Origin of the sequence: Amycolatopsis nalaikhensis (assembly GCF_030264295.1) — a bacterium.
In the GTDB taxonomy this organism is placed as follows: Bacteria; Actinomycetota; Actinomycetes; order Mycobacteriales; family Pseudonocardiaceae; genus Amycolatopsis; species Amycolatopsis nalaikhensis.
Genome location: NZ_CP127173.1, coordinates 8,677,305 through 8,701,843, shown reverse-complemented (window position 1 = coordinate 8,701,843; position 24,539 = coordinate 8,677,305). Strand labels below are relative to the sequence as shown.

Here is a 24,539-nt window from a genome sequence, read left to right as displayed (position 1 = left end):
GGAGCGGATTGGTGACCTGGCTGGAAGACCGGGCCGTCGCGGTGATCACCGGTGCGGCCGTCGGGGACGCCCTCGGCGGCGCCACCGAAGGGTGGACACCCGAGCAGATCGAAGAGCGGCACGGCGGCCGGGTGACCGGTGTCGTCGGGCCGTGGTACCCGGACTGGCGGACGGCCCGCCCGATCGCGCCGTACCACAAGGGCGACGGGCACGTCACCGACGACACCCTCATGACGCGGGCGCTCGTCGAGGTGTACGCGAAGCGCCGCGCGCACCTCGACGCGTACGCGATGGCCGAGGATCTGGTGCCGCTGATGATCGGCGAGCCGCGCTGGGTGCCGGAGCTGGAGTCGACCGCGCTGCTGCTGCAGCGGGTCTTCCTCGCGGAGAAGTGGATCGTCGCGAGGCTCCACTACGGACACGTCGACCCGCGCGAAGCGGGCGTGGGCAACGTGGTCAACTGCGGCGCGGCGATGTACGTCGCCCCGGTGGGCGTGGTCAACGCGGGTGACCCGCGGGCCGCGTACGCCGAGGCGATCGACCTCACCGGCGCGCACCAGTCGAGCTACGGCCGCGAGGCGGCGGGCGTGCTGGCCGCGATGGTGGCGGCCGCGGTCGCCCCGGGCGCTTCGCTCGACGACGTTGTCGCGGCCGCGCTGGACGTGGCCCACGACGGGACGGCGGCGGCGCTGCGCGCGGTCGTCGAGGCGTTCGGTGGCCGGACCGTTCCCCCGGCCACCGACGACGAGGAGCGCGAGCTCGCGGCGCTCGTCCGGGAGACGGTCGCGCCGTTCGACTCGGTGGGGCCGCACTACCGGGAGATGTCGATGGACGCCCGGCGGCCGTCGCGGACGAAGTCGATCGAGGAGCTGCCCGCCGCGCTGGCGTTCGTGCTCGCGCACCGGGGCGACTTCCGGGGCGCGGTGCTGGCGTCGGTGAACTACGGCCGGGACGCGGACTCGATCGCCGTGATGGCGGCGGCGATCTGCGCGGGCCTCGGCGGGACGGCGGTCGTGCCCGCCGAGTGGGTCGACGAGATCGGCGAGGCCAGCCGGATGGACCTGCGGGAGACCGGGCACCTGCTGGCTTCGGCGGCCGCGGACATCCTGAAGGCCGACCGCGAGCGGGCCGCGGCCCGGGCGGCGTTCCTGGAGGCGACGGCGTGAGGCTGACCTGGGCCCGGCCCGAGGACCTGCTCCCGCACGAGCTGGTGCAGTCCGCGGCGGAGGGCAAGGACGTCACGGCGGTCCGGGAGCGGTGGGTCGCGGCGGGCGGCGACCCGACGCCGGTGGTCGGCGGGGCGGGCCCGGAGCGGCCTTCCCTGCGTCAGCTGGCGCGGGAGCTGCTGGACGAGCTGGACGCGCCCGCGGCCGCCCCGGACTGGGAGACCGTGCTCGCGGCGCTCCCGCCCGCGCCTGCGCTCCCGGTCGCGTTCCGCGGCCGCGAGCTGGGCGCGTGGACCGGGCGGGCGGCCGGGTGCCTGCTCGGCAAGCCCGTGGAGAAGATCCCGCGGGAGGGCATCGAGGAGATCCTGCGCGCGACCGGCCGCTGGCCCCTCGACGGCTGGTTCACCGCGGTCGGGCTGCCCGCCGACGTGGCCGCGCGATGGCCGTGGAACCGCCGGTCGGCACCGACGTCGCTGGAAGAGAACATCGACGGGATGCCGGAGGACGACGACCTCAACTACCCGATGCTGGCGTTGACGTTGCTGGAGGCGCACGGCCGCGGCTTCACGACCGACGACGTCGCGCAGCTGTGGCTGGACAACCTGCCCGCCGGTCGGGTGTTCACGGCGGAGCGCGCGGCGTACCGCAACCTGCTGGACGCGCGCCCGGACACGGCGACGTATCGGAACCCGTTCCGCGAGTGGATCGGCGCGCTGATCCGCGCGGACGTGTTCGGCTGGGTGTCCCCGGGCGACGTGCGAGCGGCGGCGCGGATGGCGTGGACGGACGCGCGGCTGAGCCACACGCGCAACGGGGTGTACGGCGCGATGTGGGCGGCGGCCCTCGCGTCGGCGGCGATGGTGTGCGACACCGTGGACGAGGTTTTGGACGCGGCCGAGACGGTGATCCCGCTCGGCAGCCACCTGGCGGCGGCGGTCCTGCTCGGCCGCTCGGCGGCCGAGCAGGGTGACGTCGCGAGTGGACTGGATCGCCTGCACGCGGAGTACGGGGACTTGCATTGGGTGCACGTGCTCAACAACGCGGCGGTGATCGCGTACGCGCTGGCGAAGGGCGGCGGCGAGTTCGGGCCGAGCATCGCGATCGCGGTGACGGCGGGCTGGGACACGGACTCGGCGGCCGCGACGGTCGGCGGGGTGGTGGGCGCGCTGAGCGGAGTGCCGGATTACTGGGCACGGCCGCTGGACGGGCGGATCGCGACCTCGCTGCCTGGCGGCGAGCGGCGGATCACGGAGCTGGCCGCGCGAACGGCGAAGCTGGCGGAGGAGACCCGATGACCGGTCTGACGTCCGGGCGTGTTGTCGTCGTCGGGTCGGCCAACGTCGACCTCGCCGTCGATGTGCCCCGCCCACCGAAAGCGGGGGAGACCGTTCTCGGCGGGCGGCTCCGCCGGAGCCCCGGCGGCAAGGGTGCCAACCAGGCCGTCGCCGCCGCGTTCGCCGGGGGTGCCGACACCACCTTCGTCGGCGCGCTCGGCTCCGATGAGGCCGCCGATCTCGTCCTCGTCTCGCTCGGCGGGGCCGGGGTGCGGACCGATCTCGTCGAACGGGCCGACGCCCCCACCGGCACCGCCTTCGTCACCGTCTCCCCGGACGGCGAGAACGCGATCGTCGTCGCCCCCGGGGCCAACGACCACGTCCGGATCGGGGCCGCGCAAGCCGAGCGGATCGCCGACGCCGATGTCGTGCTCGCCCAGCTGGAAATCCCGCTCGACGTCGTGGCGGCCGCCGCCGCGGCGAAGCGGCCCGGGGCCCTCATGGTGCTCAACGCCGCCCCGTCGCGGGAGCTGCCGGACTCGCTGTGGGACGTCGTCGACCTGCTCGTCGTCAACGAACACGAAGCCGCCGATCTCGCCGGGGAGCCCGAAAAGCTGCTCAAGCGGGTCCCCGCCGTCGTCGTCACCCTCGGCGGTGAGGGCTGCGCCGTCCTGCGCCGCGACCAGGAACCCGTGCGGATCCCCGGCATCCCCGTCGACGTCGTCGACACCACCGGCGCCGGCGACACCTTCTGCGGCGTCCTCGCGGCCGCGCTCGCGCAAGGCCGGGACCTCCCCGAGGCCGCGAAACGGGCTTCGGCCGCGGGTGCGCTCGCCGTCACCCGGCCCGGCGCCCAGGCCGCCGTCCCCACCGCCGCCGAGGTCGACGCGCTCGGAGGAAAGACACCATGACCTACACGTTCGACCCGCTCGTCCCGCGCCCGATCGACCGGCCCACCGAGGTATGCGGCCCACTGTCCGATTTGGACGACGCCAAGATCTTCGCCGCGCCCGAAGACCCGGCCGAGCGGCCCGCGTGGCGCGCGAAGCTCACCGAATGGCGTGAAGACGCCCGGCGGCGCCACGCCTACACCGGCGCCGCCTACGAGCGTCCCCAGGCGACGTGGGCGGCGACCTGCCACACCGTCGCCCAGGTCTGGCTCTGGGACGAGCTCCTCTACTCCTTCGAGGACCACCGCTTCACCCCCGAGCGCTTCCTCGCCGACGCCCGCGACCGCTTCGGCGGCCTCGACGCCGTCGTGCTCTGGCACGCCTACCCGGTGATCGGCCTCGACGACCGCAACCAGTGGGACTTCTACCGCGACGTCCCCGGCCTCGCCGAGCTGATCGAGACGCTGCACCAGGAAGGCCTGCACGTCTTCGTCGACTACAACCCCTGGGACGTCGGCACCCGTCGCGGTGACGACGACCTGACCGAGCTGGCCGCCCTCGTCGAGGACCTGAACGCGGACGGCGTCTTCCTCGACACGCTCAAGAAGGCCGAACCGGACTTCGTCGAGCGCCTGGAAGCCGCCCGGCCCGGCATCGTCCTCGAAGGCGAGTCCAAGCTGCCGGTCGAGCGGATCGAGGACCACACGGCGTCGTGGGCGCAGTTCTTCGCCGACTCGCCCGTGCCCGGCGTCCTGCGCGCCCACTGGTACGAGCGGCGGCACATGCAGCACCACGTCCGCCGCTGGCACCGCGACCACAGCGAAGAACTCCAGTCGGCCTGGCTCAACGGCGTCGGCGTGATGGTCTGGGAGGTCGTTTTCGGCGTGTGGGTCGGCTGGTCGCCCCGCGACGCCGCCACCGTCCGCCGCATGGTCACCCTGCAGCGCGCCGCGGCCGACCTGCTCCTGGAGGGCGAGTGGACGCCCCTGGCCGAGCTGCCGCCCGAGGCCGAGGCGGCGGGCGTGTACGCGTCGCGCTGGCAGCTGAACGACCGGACACTGTGGACGCTCGTCAACCGCGGCGATACCGACTACCACGGCCCGCTCCCCGGCATCGACCTCCTCGGCGGGGTCCCGGCCCGGGGGATCGGCGCCACGGTCGAAGGGTGGCGGCCCGATCTCCCCGAGTTGCCCCACGACCCCGACGCCCGGTTCCCGCACCGGATCGCGACCCGGATTCGTCCCCAGAGGACGACCGGCGTGCCCGACGCGGACGCCGTCGTCGTCCCGGCCGGGCCGTACGTGCTGACCGTGCGGTACCGCGCCCGGGAGACCGGCATGTACCAGGGTGCGCCCTATGTGGACGAATGGAAGCCACTCCCGCCGCGGCTCCACGACGCCCGCACCCTGCAGCGCGAAGGCGAGCTGGCGACGGCCGTCGCCGTCGGGGCCACCGAGGTGACGAACGCCCAGTTCGCCGAGTTCGTCGCCGCCACCGGCTACCGGCCCACGTACCCGCACCGGTTCCTCGCACACCCGGGAACACCGGACGAGCCGGTCACCTACGTCGACCTCGACGACGCGCGCGCGTACTGCGCGTGGCGCGGCGGGCGCCTGCCCACCGAGGACGAATGGCAGCTGGCGGGGGAGACCGGCGGGCTGCGCCGCGGCACCCCCGCCGTGTGGAACTGGACCGAAAGCGAGCACACCGACGGGCGGACGCGGTTCGTGATGCTCAAGGGCGGCGGCGACTACGCGGCCGAAGGCTCCGAGTGGTACGTCGAAGGCGGCGTCAAGGCCGCGGACTACACCGTGAAGCTCCTCCTGCCCGGGCTGGGACTCGCGCGCGCCGCCACGGTCGGCTTCCGGTGCGCTTGGGAGGTGACGGCGTGAGCGTCTCCCGCGATCCCGCCACCGGCGCGCTGGCCGGGCTGCGCGTCGTCGACGCGTCGACGCTGTTCGCCGGGCCGATGGCCGCGATGCACCTGGGCGACATGGGCGCCGAGGTGGTCAAGGTCGAGCATCCGCGCAAGCCCGACCCGTCGCGGACCCACGGCGCCGCGAAGGACGGCGTCAACCTGTGGTGGAAGACCCTGGGCCGGAACAAGCGCACGATCACCGCCGACCTGGGCAGCGAAGGCGGCCGCGAGGTCTTCCTCGCCCTCGCCGCGACCGCCGACGTCGTCATCGAGAACTTCCGGCCCGGCACCCTCGAACGCTGGAACCTCGGGTACGACGAGCTGGCGAGCTGGAACCCGAAGCTCGTGCTCGCCCGCGTCACCGGCTTCGGGCAGTTCGGTCCCTACCGGACCCGGCCCGGCTTCGGCACGCTCGCCGAGGCGATGAGCGGGTTCGCCGCGACCACCGGCGAACCGGACGGCCCGCCGACGCTGCCGCCGTTCGGGCTCGCCGACGGCGTCGCGTCGCTGGCCACGGCGTACGCGATCATGGTCGCGCTCGCCGCGCGCGAACGCACCGGGCGCGGGCAGGTCGTCGACACCGCGATCATCGAGCCGATGCTGGCCATGCTCGGCCCGCAGATCACGCGCTGGGACCAGCTGCGGACCGTCCAGCCGCGCACCGGCAACCGGTCCACCAACAACGCGCCGCGCAACACCTACCGCACCGCCGACGGCGAGTGGGTCGCGGTGTCCACCTCGGCCCAGTCGGTCGCCGAGCGCGTCGTGCGGCTCGTCGGGCGGCCGGACTTCGTCGACGAACCGTGGTTCGCCAGCGGCGCCGACCGGGCCCGCCACGCCGACGAGCTCGACGAAGCCGTCGGCAAGTGGATCGGGCAGCGCACGCGCGACGAGGTCGTGGCCGCCTTCGAGGAGGCGCAGGCGGCGATCGCGCCCATCTACACCGCCGCCGACATCGTCGAGGACCCGCAGTTCCGGGCCCTCGGCACGATCCACGAGATCGACGACGACGACCTGGGCCCGATGCTCATGCAGGGCCCGCTTTTCCGGCTTTCGGGCCACGACGGCGTCATCGGGTTCACCGGCCGCGCGCACGGCGCCGACACCGACGCCGTGCTGGCGGAGCTGGGGTTCTCGCCGGAGCGGATCGCCGAACTGCGCGAACGGGGTGCGGTGTGAGCCCGGCACTGACGTTCCTCTACGCCCCGGCCGACCGGCCGGACCGCGTGCGCAAGGCCCTGGAGTCCGAGGCCGACGTCGTGCTCGTCGACCTCGAGGACGCCGTGGCGCCCGCCCACAAGGACGAGGCGAGAGAGAACGTCCTCCGGCTGCTCGCGGATCCGGCGCGGCCGGTGCAGGTGCGTGTCAACCACCCGAGCACGCCGTGGCACGAGGCCGACCTGGCGGCGGTCGCCAGCCTGCCGCTCTCGGTCGGGGTCCGGCTGCCGAAAGTCGAGACACCGGACGAGGTCCTGGCCGTCGAGCGGGTGCTGCCGGGCCGCGCGCTGCACCCGCTGATCGAGTCGGCCCTGGGCGTGGAACGGGCATTGGAGATCGCCACGGCGTCCCCGGCCATCGCCTCGATCGGCCTCGGGGAAGCGGACCTGCGCTCGGACCTCGGCGTCGCCGACGACGCCGGGCTGACGTGGGCCCGCAGCCGCGTGGTCGTCGCCGCGCGAGCGGCGCGGCTGGTTCCGCCCGCGATGTCCGCTTATGCGAACGTCCGCGACCTGGACGGGCTGGCGGCCTCGTGCCGCGCGGGCCGCGCGCTCGGCTTCCGCGGCCGGACGGCGATCCACCCGGTGCAGCTGGCGACGATCCGGGCGGCGTTCCTGCCGACCCCGCAGGAGGTTTCGCGCGCGCGTGAGGTGATCGCGCGGGTGGCCGGGGCGACGGCCGCCGGGGTCGGCGCGATCGCGTTGCCCGACGGGACGTTCCTCGACGTGGCGATGGTGGAACAGGCGCGCACGGTGCTTTCCCTGGCCGACTAGTACAAGAACCGTACAAGCCGCGGTGTACGAAATTTGGACCCGCGTCTGCCGGAATGACGCCCATGCGAATTCCGAAACTGGTTCTTCTCGTGCTGGCCGTGGCGGCCGGCGCACTGGCGCTGCCGGGGACGGCGAGCGCCGCCTACAGCGATCCCCTGACCACGACGACCAAGCAGGGCCTGGTGTGGCACGCCACCCCGGCCGCCGCGCTCACCGCGCTCGACAGCGCGCTGCCGAACGTCAGCCTCAACACCGTCGTCAACGACCCCAGTTACGCCATGACCGGTTGCACCAGCGCCGAAAAGGCCGCGCTGCCGAAGGCGCCGGTGGCCACGAAGTCCCTGTGCTGGGACAGCGAACGGGCGGGCAGCACGTCGTGGGTGCCGCAGGGCATCACCACCTCGGGTGACGCCGACGACGACGGCATGTGGGGCGCGGACAAGATCATCCTGTCCGGCTGGCACGGCACCGACGCGCTCGGCCGCTACAACGACGCGCGGATCCAGGCGGTCAACTACGACGACCCGGCCTCGGCCGCGCACCGGATGCTGTACCTGGCCGTGCCGAACAGCACCGGCAGCAGCTTCACCGCGGCGAAGGCGCACATGGGCGGGATGGCCTGGTACGGCGACAAGATCTACGTGACCGCCGTCGGCAACACCTCGACCGCGATCCGGGTCTTCAGCACCAAGCACATCCTGCAGATGACCGACACCACGTCGAACGCGATCGGCAAGACCTCCGGCGGCTACGCGGCCTACACGTACAAGTACGCGATGATGCAGATCGGCTACTACACCTACGCCGGCGGTACCTGCAGCATGGACTCCGACACGGGCGTGCCGTGCTTCTCGTCGCTGTCGCTGGACCGCAGCACGTCCCCGGCGTCGATCGTGACGACGGAGTACTTCTCCGACCAGACCAAGCACGGCCGCCTCTACCGCTTCCCGATGGGCGAGGACTACCTGCTGACCGGCACCGCGACCGAGGCGTTCCGCAGCTCCGTCGGCAACATGCAGGGCGTGCTGTCCCACTACGGCAAGTGGTACGTGGCCCACAGCTCGGCGACGATCAACGGCCAGCTCTGGGCCCAGACGACGGCGGCGAGCACGTCGGCGACCTGCGGTTCCACGACGGCCTGCTGGGCGGTCCACCCGGAGGCGCTGACCTACGACTGGTCGACCGGGCTGGTGTGGTCGCAGTCGGAGTGGTCGACCGCGGACTGCGCGGCCAAGGACCAGGTCTGCGGCCGGTCGGTGTTCGCGGTGCCGCTGTCCTCGCTGGGCTAGCTGTGATGTCCAGGGACGTTGTTCCGGGTTGAGGTGACCCGTTGGTGGCCTGTCGTGCGGACAGGTGAAGGCCTCCGGTTGTGAAGTGGAGCTGTCTAGGAACCGCTTCGTCCACCGGGGGCCTTCGTGTCCGGCTGGGCCCGGTCCAGATCGCCGGCTGGCTCAACCTGCCGTCCTCGACCGTGCACGCAGTGCTGGTGCGCTGCCGGATCAACCGGCTTACCCGCATCGACCGGGTCACCGGCGAACCCCTGCGCCGCTACGAACACGACCACACCGGCTCGCTGATCCACGTCGATGTCACCAAGTTCGGCACCATCCCCGACGGCGGCGGACACCGCTTCGTCGGCCGCGCCCAAGGCGACCGCAACCGGGCCGCGACACCGGGCAAGCCCCGCAATGCCGATCACCCGGCTGACCAACCTCCCCGGACAGCACAGCTAGCCGCCGAGGAGGGACGTTCCGAGCGCCGTGGTCAGGTACAGCACCCGGCGCCCGGAACGGTCCCGGTCCACCAGCCCGTTTTCGCGCAGGACGGCCAGGTGCTGCGACACCGCGCTGGGCGTCACGCCGAGCGCGCGGGCCAGCTCGGTCGTGGTGGCGGGGGAGCGGAGGGCTTCGAGGAGCCCGGCCCGCGCGCGGCCGAGCAGCCGGACGGTGCCGTCCGCCGGGGGCTGCGTGCCCGCCGTCCACAGGGCGCCGCGGCCGCGGGCCGGGTAGCGGATCGTCGTCTGGGTGGACGTGCTCCGCTTGACCAGCACGTGGGGAGAGCCGAGCACGACGGGGATGAGGACGAGCCCGCCGGGACCCCGGTGCACCGGGCGGTCGCCGGTCAGCAGCAGCCCGCCGTCGCGCCAGCGCAGGTCCGGGTGCAGGCCGTCGAACAGCTGCGCGGCGCCGCCGGTGGCGAGCACCCGGGCGCGGTGGGCGACGTCGGCGTCGAGAACGGCCCGGATCCGCGGCCAGTGCGGGGCGATCAGCCGGTCGTGCGCCTCCCGCAGTTCGTCGGCGATCGCCTGCACCCCCTCCGACGGCCGCTCGGCGAGTTCGGCGGTCGTCCCGCGGAGTTCCGTGCCGAAGACCCGGCCGAGACTCCGCCGGACCTGCCGCGCGGTGGTCCGCCGGAGCGCGGCCAGATCGTCCTCGATGGACGGACCGGCGCCGCGAGGCGCGGGCACCAGGAACTCCGGCCAGCCGGGCCGGTCGTTGACGATCAACGGCCACGTCCACGGTAGGTCGAGCGGAGCCCGGGCGAGTTCGTCCTCCGCCCAGCGCAGCCACGGCAGCGCGCTCGCCTGCCGCTCGCGCCCGCCCAGCTGCTGCAGGCACGCCACCGTCTCGGACAGGGGCGAGATCGCGAACCGGGTCGCCGCCAGCTCCGCGACGTCGAGGTCGATCGTCAGGGCCATGCCCTCGAGTATGTAGGGCTGGGCTAAATGCTGTCCCACTCCCGCGCGGGCCAGCAGGATCGCCCACCATGACCCTGCCGAAGGCGTTCCGGCGGCTGTGGTGGGCCACCGGCATCGACAACCTCGGCACCGGCGCGTTCACCGCGGCGGTGCCCCTGCTGACCGTCACGGTCACCCACGACCCGAGGCTCGTGTCGCTCGTCTCGACCGCGGCGTTCCTGCCGTGGCTGGTGCTTTCCCTGCCCGCCGGCGCCCTCGCCGACCGGTACGACCGGGCCGGTTTGATGTGGCGCGCGCAGGCGGGCCAGGCCGTGCTGGCCGGCGCGACCGCGGTCCTCGTGGCCTGCGGTGCCGCCGGGATCCCGGTCCTCGCCGTCGCCGCCTTCGGGCTCGGCGCGGGCGACGTCGTGTTCGGCACGGCGGCGCAGGCCGTCCTGCCGGATCTGGTGGCGAAACCGTTGCTGCACCGGGCGAACGGCCACCAGCAGGCGATCACGACGATCACCGCGCAGTTCGCCGGGCCACCGCTCGGCAGCCTGCTCTTCGGGGTGGCGGCCGCACTCCCGTTCGGGCTCGACGCCGTCTCGTTCGCCGGGTCCGCGCTCCTGGTCCGGACGTTGCCGCGGCAGGCGCGGAGCCGCCCGGCGCGGTCCGCCGTCCGGGACGGCCTGTCGTGGCTGCTGCGGCACCGGGCGCTGCGGACGCTGGCCGCGCTGCTCGGCGTCAACACCTTCGGCGGCCAGCTCGCCAACGCGACCCTCGTCCTGCTCGCCACCCAGGTGCTGCACGTCGGCACCGCGGCCTACGGCCTGCTGCTCGCCGGGGCGGCACTCGGCAGCGTCCTCGGCGGGCTGGTCAACGCGCGCGTCGTGGCCCGGATCGGGGCCAGGGCGGCGCTTCTCACCGCGCTGGCGGTCAACGTCGTCGCGTTCGCGGGCGTCGGCCTGAGCCCCGGCGCGCTCGTGCTCGGCGCTTTCCTCGCGGTGAACGGCTTCGCGACGACGCTGTGGAACATCGTCACCGTCGGCCTGCGCCAGCAGCTTGTCCCGGCCGAGCTGCTCGGCCGCGTCACAAGCGCGTACCGGCTGCTCGGCTGGGGCCTGATCCCGGTGGGCACCCTCGTCGGCGGGCTGGTGGCGCACGCGCTGGGCCTGCGCGCGCCGTACCTCGTCGCGGGCGCAGTGCGGGGGATCGCGCTCGTGGCCGCGCTGCCGGTCCTGGTGCGGGCTGAAGGGGACGTTCATCGCATCTGATGCGCTGAAGGGGACTTTCCTGTCATCTGATGAGAGCAAAGTCCCCTTCAGCCCGGCTCGGCCGGGGTGCCTCAGGCCTGCAGGCCGTGCCGGGCCAGTTCGTGACCGGCCAGCTTCTCGATGATGTCGCGGTCCCGCTGCCGCCAGCCGGTCGCGACCTCGCCCACGGAAGCCAGCCGCCGCAACGGCTGCGTCGCCAGTGCCCGCAACGCCAGCAGGTCCAGACCTTCGTCGCCGAGGGCGCGCAGGCGCGCGGCCGCCGTCGCGCGGCGGGTGAAGTGCCAGCGCAGCGGCAGCCAGGTCGCCACCAGGGTCAGCACGGGCAGCGCGATGATGATCGCCGCCATCCACCACGCGAGGTTCTCGACGGCCTCGATCTGCCAGCGGCCCGCGTCGGCCAGCCTCGTCCCGACGTCCGATCCGCCGTGCAGCGCCTTCGCCAGCGCGTCCCCGACGAGCGGGATCCCGTCGGCGGAGTTCGCGGCGTTGTCGAAAGTCCCGCGCAGTCCCGTTCCCGCGTCGACGAGCCCGTCGCCGGGCGCGCGCAGCTTCATCACCTCGTCGTACACCGACGTCGCCAGCCACACCGCGAAGACGACGAGCAACACGGCGAGCAGATCGCTGACGAGCTGGGCGGTGCGGCGGATCGGCCGTTCGGCGTAGAACTGCATCGGGACGCCTTTCGCGGTGGGGGGAGCGCGGGCCACCGCAACGTACCCGCGCTCCGCCCCGCCGAACCGTGCTTACCGCCGGGCCGCCACCGGCAGCTCTTCGAGCCCGCTCAGCGCCGGGGGCAACGGGTCCCGGTGCAGGACCCCGAGCCGCTGGGTGGCCCGGGTGAGCGCCACGTACAGCTCGGCCGCCCCACGCGGGCCGTCGGCGAGGATCGCGGCCGGCTCGACCACGAGGACGGCGTCGAACTCCAGGCCCTTCGTCTCCGACGGCGGCACCGCGCCCGGGACGCCCGGCGGCCCGATCACGACGCTGGTGCCTTCACGACCGGCTTCCTCCCGCACGAACTCCTCGACGGCCGCGGCCAGCTCGTCCTCGGTGACCTGCCGCGACCACGGCGGCACGCCGGACGCGCGGACCGAATCGGGTGCCTTGACCCCGGGCGCGAACTCGGCGAGCACGTCGGCGGCGACGGCCATGATCTCGGCCGGGGTGCGGTAGTTCACCGTCAGGGACCGGTAGACCCAGCGGCCGGGCACGTACGGCGCCAGCACCGCGTCCCACGACCGCGCCCCGGCTTCCGACCGGCGCTGCGCGAGGTCGCCCACCACGGTGAACGACCGGCCGGGGCAGCGCCGCATCAGCACCCGCCAGTCCATTTCGGACAGTTCCTGCGCCTCGTCGACGACGACGTGCCGGTAGGTCCAGTCCCGGTCCGCGGACGCGCGTTCGACGAGCGTGCGCGTGTCGTGCTCGACGAAGCGCTCCGCCAGGTCCTCGGCGTAGAGCAGGTTCTCCGCCGAGAGCATGATGTCCTCGTCCATCTCCTCCCGGTCGAGCTTCATCACCTCCATGACCCCTTCGGCGTACTCCGCCTCGGCCTGCCGCTCGCGCTGAGCGGCCTGCTCGGCGGCCTTGTCGGCCGCCTTGTCCCGGCCCAGCAGGTCGACCAGCTCGTCGAGCAACGGCACGTCCGACACGGTCCAGGCGTCGCCTTCGGTCCGCAGCAGCGTCTGGTCGGCCCCGGCCGCGCGCAGCCGCTCCGGTGAGGAGTACAGCTCCGCCAGCAGCTGTTCCGGTGTCATGATGGGCCACAGCTCGTCGAGGGCCGCCGTGAACTTCTCGTCGGCGGCGAGCTCGGCGAGCAGGCCCGCCCGGAACTGCTCCCACTCCTCCCGGTCGTCGCGGCTCAGCCAGCCCCGGCCGATCCGGCCGATCGCGCGCTCGGTGAGCACGTACGTGACGATGTCGGTGAACACCGCGCGGGCCTCGTTGTGCGGCAGCCCGCTGTCGCGCGCCTCCTGCCGCGCCCACTCGGCGGTCTCCGCGTCGATCCGCACCGTGACGTCCTTGAGCTGGACCGGGATCGGCTCGGCCGGCAGCCGCTGCCGGTCGGCGACCGCGGCCTTCAGCACGTCGAGGATCTTCAGCGAACCCTTGAGCCGGGCGGTTTCCGGGGCGTCTTCGGCGGTGACGTGCAGGCCCGGCACGAAGCCGCCGGTGGTGGTGAACACGACGTCGGTCTCGCCCAGGGACGGCAGGACGCGCCCGATGTGGTGCAGGAACGCCGGGTTCGGCCCGACGACGAGCGCGCCGTGGCGTTCCATCCGCTCCCGCTGCGTGTAGAGCAGGTAGGCGACGCGGTGCAGTGCCACCACCGTCTTCCCGGTGCCCGGGCCGCCTTCGATCACCAGCACACCCGGGTGGTCGAGCCGGATGATCTCGTCCTGCTCGGCCTGGATGGTCGCGACGATGTCGCGCATGCCCTCCCCACGCGGCGCGTTGACCGCGGCGAGCAACGCCGCGTCCGGGTCGCCGTCGCCGTCCTCGCCCGGGCGGCCGAGGACCTCGTCGGTGAAGCCGAGCACCGCGCGCCCACGCGTGTGGAACTGGCGCCGCCGCCGCATGTCCTCCGGGTTCGCGCCGGTGGCGGTGTAGAACGGGCGCGCCGCGGGCGCCCGCCAGTCGAGCAGCACCGGCTTGTAGTCGTCGTCCTGGTCGAACAGGCCGATCCGCCCGATGTAGGACCGCTCGCCGGAGACGGCGTCCAGCCGCCCGAAGCACAGCCCGTTGTCCACGACGTCCAGCCGCTTCACCTCCCGGCCGAGCGCGCGCACGCCGACGTCGCGCTCCATCGCGCCCGCGCCGTCACCCCGCAACGCCGCCTCGTACTCGCTCTTCACCCGCACGCGTTCGGCGTCGAGCCGGTCGTAGAGCCCTGCCACGTGGGCGCGCTCGGCCCGCAGTTCTTCTTCGTACCCCTGTGCTGACACAATCCCTCTTAGTCGTCGGAGCAAAGCGTTCAGGCGGTGGGCGCGCCGAACCACTTCCGCAGCGCGTCCGCCAGTCCGGTGTCGTCTTCCCCGGTCCAGGCCACGTGGCCGTCCGGGCGCAGCAGCACCGCGGGCACGTCCAGCTCCTCGCTGACGTCGACGACGTGGTCGACCCGGTCCGCCCAGCCCGCCGCCGACAGGGCGCCGGTCTGGTCGAGCAGCAGCCCGCGGCCCTGATGCAGCAGCGAGTAGAGGCGCCCGCCCTTGAGGCCGATGTCGCGCAGCCGCTTGCCCAGCAGCGGGTGGCCGTCGCCGAAGTCGTAGCGGATGCCGGTCGCGATGATCTTTTCGGTGAGGTAGCGGTTCACCTCGTCGAACTCCATCAGCTCCGCGAGCAGCCGCCGCGCCGCCTGCGGGCCCGGCTCCAGCTGCATCAGCTCCATCTGCGCGCGGGTGTTGTTCAGCACGTCGGCGGCCACCGGGTGGCGTTCGGCGTGGTAGCTGTCGAGCAGCCCCTCCGGTGCCCACCCGCCGACCTCGGCGGCGAGCTTCCACCCCAGGTTGAACGCGTCCTGCACGCCGAGGTTGAGCCCCTGCCCGCCGGTCGGCGGGTGGACGTGCGCCGCGTCGCCCGCCAGGAACACCCGGCCCACCCGGTAGCGCTCGGCCTGCCGGGTCGCGTCGCCGAAGCGCGAGAGCCAGCGCGGCGAGTGCACGCCGAAGTCGGTCCCGGCGGTCTTGCGCAGCTGCTCCTTGAGCTCCTCGAGCGTCGGCGGCGTCCGGCGGTCCTCGGCGACGCCCTCGGCCGGGACGCCGACGCGGTAGGTGCCGCCTTCGACCGGCATGAAGCCGAACCGCTTCTGGGTCTTGCGGACCTCGACGTTCGCGGTGTCGATCACCTCCCGCGACACACCCACCTCGACCTCGCCGAGCAGCGTTTCGATCCGGCTGGGCTCACCGGGGAACGCGACACCGAGCAGCTTGCGCACGGTGCTGCGGCCACCGTCGCAGCCGACGAGGAACCGCCCCCGCTCGCGCGAGCCGTCGGCCAGCTCGACCGTGACGCCTTCCTCGTCCTGGCTCAGCCCGGTGACCTCGTGCCCGCGCCGGATCTCGGCGCCGAGCTCGAGCGCGTGCTCGGTCAGCAGCCGGTCGATGACGGGCTGGTGGATGCCGAGCGTGTAGCCGTGCGCGGTGTCCAGCTTTTCCGGTGACGGCTTCGGGATTCCGGCGAAGAAACCCCCGACCGGGTATTTCGTGCCCAGTTCGAGGAACCGCTCCAGCAGCCCCCGCTGGTCCATCACCTCGATGCTGCGCGCGTGCAGGCCGAGCGCGCGGACGACCTTCGTCGGCTCCGCGTCCCGTTCCAGCACGAGCACCTCGACGCCGTGCAGGCGCAGTTCGGCCGCCAGCATCACGCCGGTCGGCCCGCCGCCGGCGATGATCACGTCGAACAAAAAGACCCCCTTGAATCACCCGCGTTCGCGCAGGTAGTGGCTTCGGCCGAGAATTGTGCGGCACGACCGGGGTCTTGCCGCAAGCCCGGGGGTGCGCTATACGTTAGACATGGAGGGGAGTGGTTTTCCGCCCTCCGGCCTCCGGGACGTTCTCCCAGATCAACCCCTTCTCATCACCTCAGGTCCTTCGTCGCGCTCGTGATCTATGACAGCCGTCATAGTGTGCTTCGCGTCGCATCGTGCTCTCATGGGACTATGACAGCTGTCATGGAGATCCGGGAGCTGGGCGACCGCCCGGCCGACCGGGAGTGCGTCGCTGCGCTGGTCGCGGCCTGTTCGCCGGAGAGCCTCCGGCAGCGCTTCCTCATGGGCGGCCCGGCTCGCCCCGCGGAGGTGTTCCAGCGCTACCAGCGCTTCCTGCTCGCCGGCGTCACCCTGCTGGCCACCCGGGACGGCCTGCCGGTGGGACTGCTCAACTTCGTCTCGGAAACCCCGGGCGAGGCCGAAATCGGGATCCTCGTCCCCGACGCGTGGCAGCGACGTGGCATCGGGAACGCGCTGAGCCGATGGCTGTGGGCGTCCGGGCGGTGGCCGGGCTGGACCGTGCGCGCCACCGTCCGCACCGGCAACAAGGGCGCCGAAGCACTCCTGCTGCGCCAAGGGTTCCGCCCGGTGCCGTCCTACGAACGCGGCGAACGCGACTTCGCCGTCGTCGTCCCGGACTGGGCTACCATGACGGACGTCATGAAGGAGGCAGCCGATGACGAGGACACCGCGCGAGCGGATGGTGCTCAGCGCCGCGCAGCTGGTGCGGGTCCAGGGTGTCGGGGCGACCGGCCTGCGGGACGTGGTCGCCCACGCCGAAGCCCCGCGGGGGTCGCTGCAGCACTACTTCCCCGGCGGTAAGGACCAGCTGATCTCCGAGGCGATCGCCTGGGCGGGGGACTACGCCGCCCGGCGCGTCGCCCGCGTCGCCGCCAAGCTCGAGGACCCGACCCCCGGGAAGCTCTTCGCCGCGATGGCCGCCCAGTGGCGCGACGAGTTCACGGAGACCGGCTTCGACGGCGGCTGCCCGCTGGTCGCGACGGTCGCCGACACCGCGGCGACCAGCGACACCCTCCGCGAAGCCGTCGGCAAAGCTTTCGAGGGCTGGCGGCGCCCGGTCGCCGAGACGCTCGAGCAGCTCGGCGTGCCGTCCGCGCGCAGCGCGTCGCTCGCGGTCCTGATGCTCAGCGCGCTGGAGGGCGCGATCGTCCTGGCGCGGGCGCACCAGGACGTCGCGCCGCTGGACACGGTGGTCGAGGAGCTGCGGCCGCTGCTCGACGGCGCCGTCGCACCCCGCCGCCGTCGAGCGTCCACAAGGGACTAGCGGCCGCGGAAGAACTCCCGGACGTCACGCACCAGCTCCTCCGGCGCCTGCAGCGACGCGAAGTGGCCGCCGGTGTCGTACTCCGTCCACCGGGTGATCGTGTTGGACAGCGCGGCGAGACCGCGGATCGCGTGGTCACCGCGGAAGTTCGCCACCGCCGTCGGCACCCCCGACGGCGCCGGGCGCTCGCCCCAGCCGTCCTGGCCCGCCTCGAGGTAGAGGCGCGCGGCCGAGCCCGCGGTGCCGGTGAGCCAGAAGATCGTCACGTTCGTGAGGATCGCGTCGCGCGACACCGGAGTCTGCTCGGTGGCGGCGGGGTCCCAGTCCACGAACCACTCCAGGTTCCACGCCAGCTGCCCGGCGGGGGAGTCGTTGAGCGCGTAGGCCAGGGTCTGCGGCCGGGTCGCCATCTGCGTGGCGTAGCCGGAATGGCCGTACCACCACGCTTCGTTCTCCTTCGCGACCTTCCGGTCCGCTTCGGACAGCCGCTCGAGGTCGCCGGGTGCGGTCGGGACACCGGCGTTCGCGACGGCGTTGACGTGCACGCCGAGCACCGCCTCCGGCGCGACCCGGCCCAGCTCGGGGGAGACGATGCTGCCGAAGTCGCCGCCCTGGGCACCGTAGCGCTCGTACCCGAGCCGCCGCATCAGCTCGGCCCACGCCCGCGCGACCCGCCGCGTGTTCCAGCCGCGCTCGCGGGTCGGGCCGGAGAACGCGAAGCCGGGCACCGACGGCGCGACGACGTGGAAGGCGTCGGCCGGGTCGCCGCCGTGGGCGCGCGGGTCGGTGAGCGGGCCGAGGAGGTCGAGGAAGTCGGCGACCGTGCTCGGCCAGCCGTGGGTGAGGATCAGGGGCGTCGCGTCGGGCTCGGGCGAGCGGACGTGGAGGAAGTGCACGCGCTGGCCGTCGATGGTGGTGGTGAACTGCGGGTGGGCGTTGAGCCGCGCTTCCTGCGCCCGCCACTCGAAGCCGTCCCGCCAGTACGAGACGAGCTCGGCGAGGTAGGGCTCGCTGACGCCGTAGTCCCACCCGGCGCCGGGCAGCTCGCCGGGCCAGCGGGTGCGGGCGAGCCGGTGGTGCAGTTCGTCGAGGTCGGCCTGCGGGACGTCGATGCGGAAGGGTTCCATGCCCCGCACCCTCTCGCGGGTGTAGGACAGTTCCGGTCCGCATTGGCTGAGAAGCGCCGGCGAAGTCCCGAGGGGGCGGCGCGGCGAGGGTCGCGAATGAGTCATTGGCGGCGCTGGCGGTCCCGAATGGGTCATTCGCGACGCCGCGGCCCTGGCTGCGACCGGCGGGCATCGGCCAAGCGGGCGCGGGCTGCCCGCGGGTCGTGGCGTTCGTCGTGGGCATGCTCGACGTCGCCTTCGACGTGGAGTCGCCGCCGTCACGGGGGATTGATGGCGTCGAGCATGCCGAGGAGCTTCCACGGCCGCGGCCCGAACGCGGCGAACTTGCCGCCGAGCAGCGGCTTGACCAGACTCTGCCGTCCGATGAAGACCAGCATGAGCGCCGCGGGGTCGGCCCGGAGGTAGGCGTCGGCGAGGCAGCCGGTGCCGAGGGTCAGGCAGCCGCGGTCGAAGTCGAGCACGGTGCGGCCGCCGCCACGCAGGCGGACCTCGATGCGCCCCCGGAAGTCGCTGCCCTCTTTGACGAACGCCGTGGGCGGCAGGGCAGCGATGAGCGGCAGCACGCCGCCCTCGATCGCCAGCAGGGCGTGCCGCCGCCGGATCGGCCACGGGCGCCCGGTCGCCGCGGCGATGTCGTGCCCGTGGATCAGGCACTCCTCGAGGACGTGACCCGCGACGACCGACGGCGGCAGCGGAACACCTTGCAGCCAGTCGACGTGCGGTGCTTCCACCGCGACGTCGTCGAACCCGTCGGCCAGGGCGGCGAGACGATCGGCGAGGACGGCCGGGTCCCGGTCCCCGTCGTCCGCGAGGAGTTTCGCGTTGAGTTCGGCCATGCCCGGTGCCGTCACGACAGCTTCCGGCACCGGGTTTCCGGCGATGGCGTCGATGTCGAAGCGGAAGACGTGCGAGAGGTGGGCCGCGACGTCGGCGACGGTCCAAGTGCCGATCCAGGGGGCCGCCCTGTCGGGGATGCGGCGAACCAGGTCGACCACATCGGGGACGACCTCCCGCACCGCCGCACGGATCTCGTCCAGCTCGGTCATCGGCCCCTCCTCCGGTTCCGCCGGATGGTGGCACGTCCACTTGAGAATGTAAAGTGGACGGATGAGTCGGAGCTACGGCCAGTACTGCGGGCTCGCGCGGGCGCTCGACGTCGTGGGGGACCGGTGGAACCTGCTCGTCGTCCGGCAGCTCCTGGTCGGTCCCGCCCGCTACCGCGACCTGCTCGACGGGCTGCCCGGCGTGGCCACGAACCTGCTCGCCGACCGGCTGCGCGACCTCGAATTCGCGGGCGTCGTCGAGCGGCGATCCGCCGACGAGGGCAACGCCGTCGTGTACGCCCTCACCCCGTGGGGCGCCGAACTGCGGGAGCCGGTCGAAGGCCTCATCCGCTGGTCCACGCCGCGCATGACGAGCGGGCCGGGCGGTGACCACTTCCGCGTCGACTGGCTCGCCGTCGCCCTCCCCGCGCTGCTCACCGGATCCCGGCCCGCGACGGTGGGAATCGCCGTCGGCGACGACCTGCTCCAGGTGCGCTCGACCCGCACCGGTGCCGAGGTCGGCCGGCACGACGGCCGCGACCTCGAGGCCGTCCTGCGTGCGGACGCGCCGATCGTGCTCGGGCTCGCGGCGGGCGTGCTCACCTTCGACGGCACCGCGGGCCTCGTCGACGTCGAAGGAGACGAAAGCGCCGTCCGGGCCGTCTTCAGCCGCGCCTGATCAGGTGTGCGTGCCGCCGTCCACGCGGATCTCCGTGCCCGTGATGAACTCGCCGTCGTCCGACGCCAGCATCGCCACCACGCCCGCCACCGCTTCCGGGCGGGCCACCGGGTTTCCCACCTCCGTCGTCAGGCCCGTCGGGAGGATCGGCAGCAGCCGCCCGAACAGCGAAAAGTCCACGTCCTGCGGCAGCCAGCTCGCCGCCGAGTCCGTGATGCCGCTCTTCACGCTCCCCGGGGCGACGCTCACCGCGCGCAGCCCCTGCTTGCTGTACTCCAGCGCCAGCGAATGCGTGAACGCCTGGATGCCGCCCTTGCTCGCGCAGTAAGCCGCCATGTACGGGTGCGCGAACGACGCCGACGTCGAACTGAAGTTCACCACCACACCCTTGCCGCTCTCCAGCAGCGATGGCAGGGCCGCGCGCGTCACCAGGAACGTGCCCGTCAGGTTCACCGCCAGCACCCGGTTCCACAGCTCCAGCGACGTCTCGTGCGTGTGCGACGCCAGCAGGATGCCGGCCGCGTTGACCAGCACGTCGAGTCCGCCCAGCGTCTCGACGGCCGCGGCCGTGCCCGCGGCGACCGAGTCCTCGTCGGCGACGTCCATGGTCACCATCGACAACCCGGGCGCCGGCGGCAGGTCGAGCCCCGTGACGTCGGTGGCGACGACCCGGGCCCCTTCCGAGAGCAGGCGGAGCGTGGTGGCCCGGCCGATGCCGGAGCCCGCGCCGGTGACCAGGATCCGGCGATCGCGCAAGCGGTCCATGGCGATCACCGTAGCCAGTCAGGCGAGTTCGGGCACCCGTTCCGACACCGGCGGCGGGGGCGGCGGGGTCCCGTCGCCGAACGGGCGGCCGCCGAGCTGCTCGCGGTCGTGCGGGGTCAGCCAGCCGGACACGTCCGGCCCCAGCGGCACGATCCCGGTCGGGTTCACGTTCTTGTGCACCACGTAGTAGTGCTCCTTGATCTGCGCGAAGTCGATCGTGTCGCCGAACCCGGGCGTCTGGAACAGGTCGCGCGTGTAGGCCCACAGCCCCGGCAGCTCGGTGAGCTTCTGCCGGTTGCACTTGAAGTGGCCGTGGTACACCGCGTCGAACCGGACGAGCGTGGTGAACAGCCGGACGTCGGCCTCGGTGATCGTGTCGCCGACCAGGTAACGCTGGTTCGCGAGCCGCTCCGAAAGCCAGTCGAGGCGGTTGAACAGCTTGTGGTAGGCGTGTTCGTACGCTTCCTGCGAGCGCGCGAACCCGCACTGGTACACGGCGTTGTTGACGTCGGTGAACACTTTCCGCGCGACGTCGTCGATCTCGTCCCGCAGCTTTTCGGGATACAGCTCGGGCGCGCCTTCGCGGTGGTAGGCGACCCATTCGGTGGACATGTCGAGCGTCATCTGCGCGAAGTCGTTGGTGACGACCTGGCCGCTCGGGATGTCGACGAACGCCGGCACCGTGATGCCGCGCGGGTACTCCGGGTCGCGCTTGAAGAACGCCTCCTGCAGCCGCTCGATGCCGAGCACCGGGTCGCGGCCGCCGGGATCGAGGTCGAAGCTCCAGCTCCGCTCGTCGTGGACCGGCCCGGCGATGCCCATCGACAGTACCGGCTCCAGGCCGAGCAGCCGCCGCACGATCACCGCGCGGTTCGCCCACGGGCACGCGCGCGCGACGACCAGCCGGTAGCGGCCGGCTTCGACCGGCCAGCCGTCGCGGCCGTCGGCGGTGATGCGGTCGGGGATGTAGTTCTGGTCGCGGCGGTACTCGCCCTTGTCGCTCATCGCGTCCTCAGCAGTCGTCGGATGGGGGAGCGGCGTCGAGCGCCGCGGCCAGCCGGGCCAGCACCGGCCCGGCCGTGCGGATGTCTTCGGTGCTCAGGTGGGCGAACACCGACGCGCGGACGCGGCTGAGGTGGCTCGGGTAGGCCGCCTTCAGTTTGGCCAATCCCGCGTCGGTCAGCACGGCGTTGGCCGCGCGCCCGTCTTCGGGGCAGCGGCGCTTCTCGACCAGCCCGCGGCGGGTGAGGTCGTCGACCACCCGGCTGATCCGGCTCAGCGACAGCGCGGTCGTCGCCGCCAGGGCCGAGATGCGGAGCAGGTGGTCGGGGGCCTCGGACAGGGCGACGAGCACCCCGTAGTCGGAGACGGTGAGCCCGGTCTCGGGCAGGAACTGGTCTTCGAGCGCGCGCGGCAGCACGGTCGCGACGCGGATCAGCGGTCGCCAGAACGCCGCTTCGTCCTGGTCGAGCGCGGTCAGGTCACCCATACCGGTCAGTCTAGCGAAAGCTTGCTTGCGCAACCAGCCAAATTGAGTACAATGTTGTTGAGCCCTCAATCACCCGGGGGGACACCACGCAGAGGAGAAGCAAAGTCATGACCACCGCGACCACCTACCCCCAGCTGACCGGCGAGTACACCCTGGACGCCGCCCACTCGCGGATCGGGTTCGTCGCCCGGCACGCGATGGTGACCAAGGTCCGCGGCAGCTTCAACGAGTTCGCCGGCACCGCCACCATCGACGGCGACGCGCCCGAGAAGTCGTCGGTCCAGGTGACGATCCAGGCGCACAGCATCGACACGCGCAACGCCGACCGCGACGGTCACCTGAAGAGCAACGACTTCCTGTCGATGGACGAGTACCCGCAGATCACCTTCACCTCGACCGAGATCAAGCAGACCGGCGACACGAGCTTCGACGTGACCGGCGACCTGACGATCAAGGACGTGACCCGTTCGGTCACCGTCCCGTTCGAGTTCGAGGGCTCGGCCAAGGACCCGTTCGGCAACGACCGGATCGGCTTCGAGGGCTCGACCACGATCAGCCGCAAGGACTACGGCATCACCTGGAACGCCGCCCTGGAGACCGGCGGTGTCCTGGTCAGCGACAAGGTCACCCTGGAGTTCGAGATCTCCGCGATCAAGTCCGCCTGAGCCGGGGAGCGGGAACCGGCGTCAGGCCCGGTTCCCGCTCGCCTTCAGGTTTTCGATCCCGACGTCGAGCGCCGCTTCGAGGTGGTCGATGCGCCCGGTCGAAAGCATCACCACGACGCCGCCCTGGATGCCCGCCAGCAGGGCGGCCGCCCCGCGTTCGGCGTCCAGCTGCGGGCCGATCTCGCCGGTGCCCTGCAGGTGCCGGACGCCGGCGGCGATTTCGTCCTGCCAGCGCCGCAGCATCTCGCTCACCACGGCCTGCGCGCCCGGCGTCACCCGGCCGAGCTGGGAGATCAGGACGTTGAGCGGGCAGTGCTGCCCGCGCCCGCGGTAGTGCGAGACGACGGTGTCGCGCCAGCGCCGCCACGCGGCCCACGACGTCAGGCCGCCCAGCTGCGGCTGCTGGACGGCGAGGACCTGGTCGGCTTCGTACCGGGCGACGGCCAGCAGGAGCCTGTCCTTGCCGTCCGGGAAGTAGTGGAACAGCTGGCTCTTGCTGGTGCCGGTGCGCGCCCGGACGTCGTCGAGCGTGGTGACGGCGACCCCGCGCTCGCGGATCTCCGCGGCGGCGCCTTCGATGATCCGCTGCCGCGTCGCGGCGCCCTTCGGGGTCAGCTTCGTCGTTGGACTCACCGGTCCACTTTAAACCGGTGTCGCGAATCGTGCCGGGGACGCGACAATCCGGGCATGTCCACCGTGACCCCCTTCGCGTACGTGGCGGTGGTCAGCGCCGTCTCGGGCGCGATCACCGCGTGGTGGCGACTGCGCCGGGACGCGCCCGCGCAGGTGGTCACCCCGGCGGCGCCGCCGGAGCCGGTGGACGCCGAAGTCACCGCGCGGCTGATGGCCGACGAACGCGCCGATCGCCTGCGCGGCCTCGGGGAACTGGCCGAGGAGGCGGACGCCGACCCGGAACTGCGGCAGGAGTGCGTCGACGAGCTCGTCGCCCACCTCAGCCACGTGTGGCCCGAGTGGGCCGCGTGGCAGGCCGAGGTCTGGGACCTGCTGCGGCCGCACCTGAGCCCCACCTCGCCGCGGTTCTGGCCGGGCATGGACCTCCACGTGGAGGATTTCCAGCTCCACCGGGTGGACCTGCGAGGCCTCGAAGTCCGCGACGCCGTCTTCCACGAGGTGTGGTTCGCCGGTGACGCCCGGTTCGACGACCTGATCTGCACCGGGCTGGTGAGCTTCGCAGGCGCGCGGTTCACCCGGCACGCCTTCTTCCGTGGTGCGCGGTTCGAGACCGGCGCCGACTTCGAGGACGTCGTCTTCACCGCCACGGCGGCGTTCGACGGCGTCACCGCGGGCGGCCCGATGTGGTTCGACGGCGTCCGGTTCTCGGCGCGCACGGACTTTTCGTCGGCCGAGTTCGCCGATGTCTCGTTCGTGGACGTGGGTTTCGCGGGCCGGACGACGTTCCGCGGCGCCCGGTTCGCCGACGCCGTCTTCGGCGAAGCCCGGTTCAGCGGGCACGCCGACTTCACGGCGGTGACGGCCGAGGGCTTCGACTTCACCGGGACGCGTGCCCGGACGGACGTGCACGTGGTCCGGACCTGGCCGCCGGGCTGGACGCTCGGCCCGTCCCGGCCGCGCAAGCCGGGGCAGTGGGCCGACTTGCGCCCGCCCCGGCGGTCTTGAATGACAGAGAGGATGTGGGTGAGCACCTCCCGCCGGGGCCTGACCCTTTGAATGACTGACTCCGGGTCTTTACCGAGATCTGTCGCCCCCGGCCGGGAGGTGCTCGCGCACTCACCGGACGGGCGTTGGTGACTTCATAGGAGCCTGGCCAGAGGCCCCATCTCTGTCTTGT

Annotated in this window: 23 protein-coding genes and 1 pseudogene; 14 read left to right on the top strand and 10 right to left on the bottom strand. The window is 72.8% G+C overall.

The genetic code is table 11. From position 1 onward, the window contains the following. Positions 1-11: 11 nt before the first annotated feature. The 8 genes and pseudogenes from QP939_RS42195 to QP939_RS42160 all read left to right on the top strand — a co-directional run. A complete protein-coding gene (locus QP939_RS42195; RefSeq protein ID WP_285452284.1) occupies positions 12-1,166 on the top strand; it encodes an ADP-ribosylglycohydrolase family protein in 1,155 nt (384 codons plus the stop codon). Further along, entirely contained in the window at positions 1,163-2,461 is a 1,299-nt protein-coding gene (locus QP939_RS42190) for an ADP-ribosylglycohydrolase family protein (protein ID WP_285452283.1), read from the top strand. Before QP939_RS42195 ends, QP939_RS42190 begins: the two co-directional genes overlap by 4 nt. Next, entirely contained in the window at positions 2,458-3,351 is an 894-nt protein-coding gene (locus QP939_RS42185) for a ribokinase (protein WP_285452282.1), read from the top strand. Before QP939_RS42190 ends, QP939_RS42185 begins: the two co-directional genes overlap by 4 nt. Next, positions 3,348-5,222, top strand: a complete 1,875-nt coding sequence (locus QP939_RS42180; protein WP_285452281.1) for an SUMF1/EgtB/PvdO family nonheme iron enzyme — start codon at positions 3,348-3,350, stop codon at positions 5,220-5,222. Before QP939_RS42185 ends, QP939_RS42180 begins: the two co-directional genes overlap by 4 nt. Further along, positions 5,219-6,427, top strand: a complete 1,209-nt coding sequence (locus QP939_RS42175; RefSeq protein WP_285452280.1) for a CaiB/BaiF CoA transferase family protein — start codon at positions 5,219-5,221, stop codon at positions 6,425-6,427. Before QP939_RS42180 ends, QP939_RS42175 begins: the two co-directional genes overlap by 4 nt. Beyond that, positions 6,424-7,239, top strand: a complete 816-nt coding sequence (locus QP939_RS42170; protein ID WP_285452279.1) for an HpcH/HpaI aldolase/citrate lyase family protein — start codon at positions 6,424-6,426, stop codon at positions 7,237-7,239. The genes QP939_RS42175 and QP939_RS42170 overlap by 4 nt, the downstream gene beginning before the upstream one ends. A gap of 62 nt (positions 7,240-7,301) precedes the next feature. Next, the gene (locus QP939_RS42165) at positions 7,302-8,528 is read left to right on the top strand and encodes a hypothetical protein (protein ID WP_285452278.1); all 1,227 of its coding nucleotides are present in this window, start codon (positions 7,302-7,304) and stop codon (positions 8,526-8,528) included. A gap of 125 nt (positions 8,529-8,653) precedes the next feature. Then, a pseudogene (locus tag QP939_RS42160) lies at positions 8,654-8,929 on the top strand (IS481 family transposase); the annotation flags it as partial. A gap of 39 nt (positions 8,930-8,968) precedes the next feature. Here QP939_RS42160 and QP939_RS42155 read toward each other — a convergent pair. Next, on the bottom strand, positions 8,969-9,937 hold the full coding sequence (locus tag QP939_RS42155; RefSeq protein ID WP_285452277.1) for an ArsR/SmtB family transcription factor: 969 nt from the start codon (positions 9,935-9,937) through the stop codon (positions 8,969-8,971). A gap of 68 nt (positions 9,938-10,005) precedes the next feature. Here QP939_RS42155 and QP939_RS42150 point away from each other — a divergent pair, with 68 nt between their 5' ends. Further along, a complete protein-coding gene (locus QP939_RS42150) occupies positions 10,006-11,190 on the top strand; it encodes an MFS transporter (protein WP_285452276.1) in 1,185 nt (394 codons plus the stop codon). A 71-nt stretch (positions 11,191-11,261) separates the two neighbouring features. Here QP939_RS42150 and QP939_RS42145 read toward each other — a convergent pair whose 3' ends face one another. The 3 genes from QP939_RS42145 to rox form a co-directional block, all read right to left on the bottom strand. After that, complete coding sequence (locus QP939_RS42145; protein ID WP_285452275.1) at positions 11,262-11,861, bottom strand: hypothetical protein; 600 nt, start codon at positions 11,859-11,861, stop codon at positions 11,262-11,264. 72 nt (positions 11,862-11,933) lie between these two features. Beyond that, positions 11,934-14,135: an RNA polymerase recycling motor ATPase HelR gene (helR, locus tag QP939_RS42140; RefSeq protein WP_285452274.1), complete on the bottom strand. Its 2,202-nt coding sequence runs from the start codon at positions 14,133-14,135 to the stop codon at positions 11,934-11,936. A 29-nt stretch (positions 14,136-14,164) separates the two neighbouring features. Next, on the bottom strand, positions 14,165-15,592 hold the full coding sequence (gene rox, locus QP939_RS42135) for a rifampin monooxygenase (protein ID WP_285452273.1): 1,428 nt from the start codon (positions 15,590-15,592) through the stop codon (positions 14,165-14,167). A 255-nt stretch (positions 15,593-15,847) separates the two neighbouring features. Here rox and QP939_RS42130 point away from each other — a divergent pair, with 255 nt between their 5' ends. Continuing rightward, on the top strand, positions 15,848-16,498 hold the full coding sequence (locus QP939_RS42130) for a GNAT family N-acetyltransferase (protein ID WP_285452272.1): 651 nt from the start codon (positions 15,848-15,850) through the stop codon (positions 16,496-16,498). Continuing rightward, positions 16,380-16,961, top strand: coding sequence for an LmrA/YxaF family transcription factor (locus QP939_RS42125; RefSeq protein ID WP_434219688.1), 582 nt, complete (start codon positions 16,380-16,382; stop codon positions 16,959-16,961). The genes QP939_RS42130 and QP939_RS42125 overlap by 119 nt, the downstream gene beginning before the upstream one ends. Here the strand turns inward: QP939_RS42125 and QP939_RS42120 are convergent. Then, on the bottom strand, positions 16,958-18,088 hold the full coding sequence (locus QP939_RS42120; RefSeq protein WP_285452271.1) for an epoxide hydrolase family protein: 1,131 nt from the start codon (positions 18,086-18,088) through the stop codon (positions 16,958-16,960). The genes QP939_RS42125 and QP939_RS42120 overlap by 4 nt on opposite strands. Before the next feature lie 257 nt (positions 18,089-18,345). Then, complete coding sequence (locus QP939_RS42115) at positions 18,346-19,134, bottom strand: maleylpyruvate isomerase N-terminal domain-containing protein (protein WP_285452269.1); 789 nt, start codon at positions 19,132-19,134, stop codon at positions 18,346-18,348. 61 nt (positions 19,135-19,195) lie between these two features. Between QP939_RS42115 and QP939_RS42110 the strand changes: the two genes are divergently transcribed. Then, positions 19,196-19,810: a winged helix-turn-helix transcriptional regulator gene (locus QP939_RS42110; RefSeq protein WP_285452267.1), complete on the top strand. Its 615-nt coding sequence runs from the start codon at positions 19,196-19,198 to the stop codon at positions 19,808-19,810. On the opposite strand, the gene QP939_RS42105 is transcribed toward QP939_RS42110, so the two are convergent. From QP939_RS42105 to QP939_RS42095, 3 genes are read right to left on the bottom strand one after another with little or no spacing between them, the layout of a single operon-like run. Then, positions 19,811-20,575 (bottom strand): SDR family NAD(P)-dependent oxidoreductase, encoded by a 765-nt coding sequence (locus tag QP939_RS42105; protein ID WP_285452266.1) that lies wholly within the window; start codon positions 20,573-20,575, stop codon positions 19,811-19,813. 18 nt (positions 20,576-20,593) lie between these two features. Then, a complete protein-coding gene (locus tag QP939_RS42100; RefSeq protein WP_285452265.1) occupies positions 20,594-21,580 on the bottom strand; it encodes a glutathione S-transferase family protein in 987 nt (328 codons plus the stop codon). Positions 21,581-21,587: 7 nt separating this feature from the next. Beyond that, positions 21,588-22,064 carry a MarR family winged helix-turn-helix transcriptional regulator gene (locus QP939_RS42095; protein ID WP_285452263.1) on the bottom strand — a complete coding sequence of 159 codons (477 nt, stop codon included), beginning with the start codon at positions 22,062-22,064 and terminating at the stop codon, positions 21,588-21,590. Positions 22,065-22,171: 107 nt separating this feature from the next. Here QP939_RS42095 and QP939_RS42090 point away from each other — a divergent pair, with 107 nt between their 5' ends. Next, a complete protein-coding gene (locus QP939_RS42090; protein WP_285452261.1) occupies positions 22,172-22,729 on the top strand; it encodes a YceI family protein in 558 nt (185 codons plus the stop codon). 21 nt (positions 22,730-22,750) lie between these two features. Here the strand turns inward: QP939_RS42090 and QP939_RS42085 are convergent, their stop codons facing one another. Further along, entirely contained in the window at positions 22,751-23,362 is a 612-nt protein-coding gene (locus QP939_RS42085; RefSeq protein WP_285452259.1) for a TetR/AcrR family transcriptional regulator, read from the bottom strand. A gap of 54 nt (positions 23,363-23,416) precedes the next feature. Here QP939_RS42085 and QP939_RS42080 point away from each other — a divergent pair, with 54 nt between their 5' ends. After that, entirely contained in the window at positions 23,417-24,367 is a 951-nt protein-coding gene (locus QP939_RS42080; RefSeq protein WP_285452258.1) for a pentapeptide repeat-containing protein, read from the top strand. The last annotated feature ends 172 nt before the right edge of the window (positions 24,368-24,539 follow it).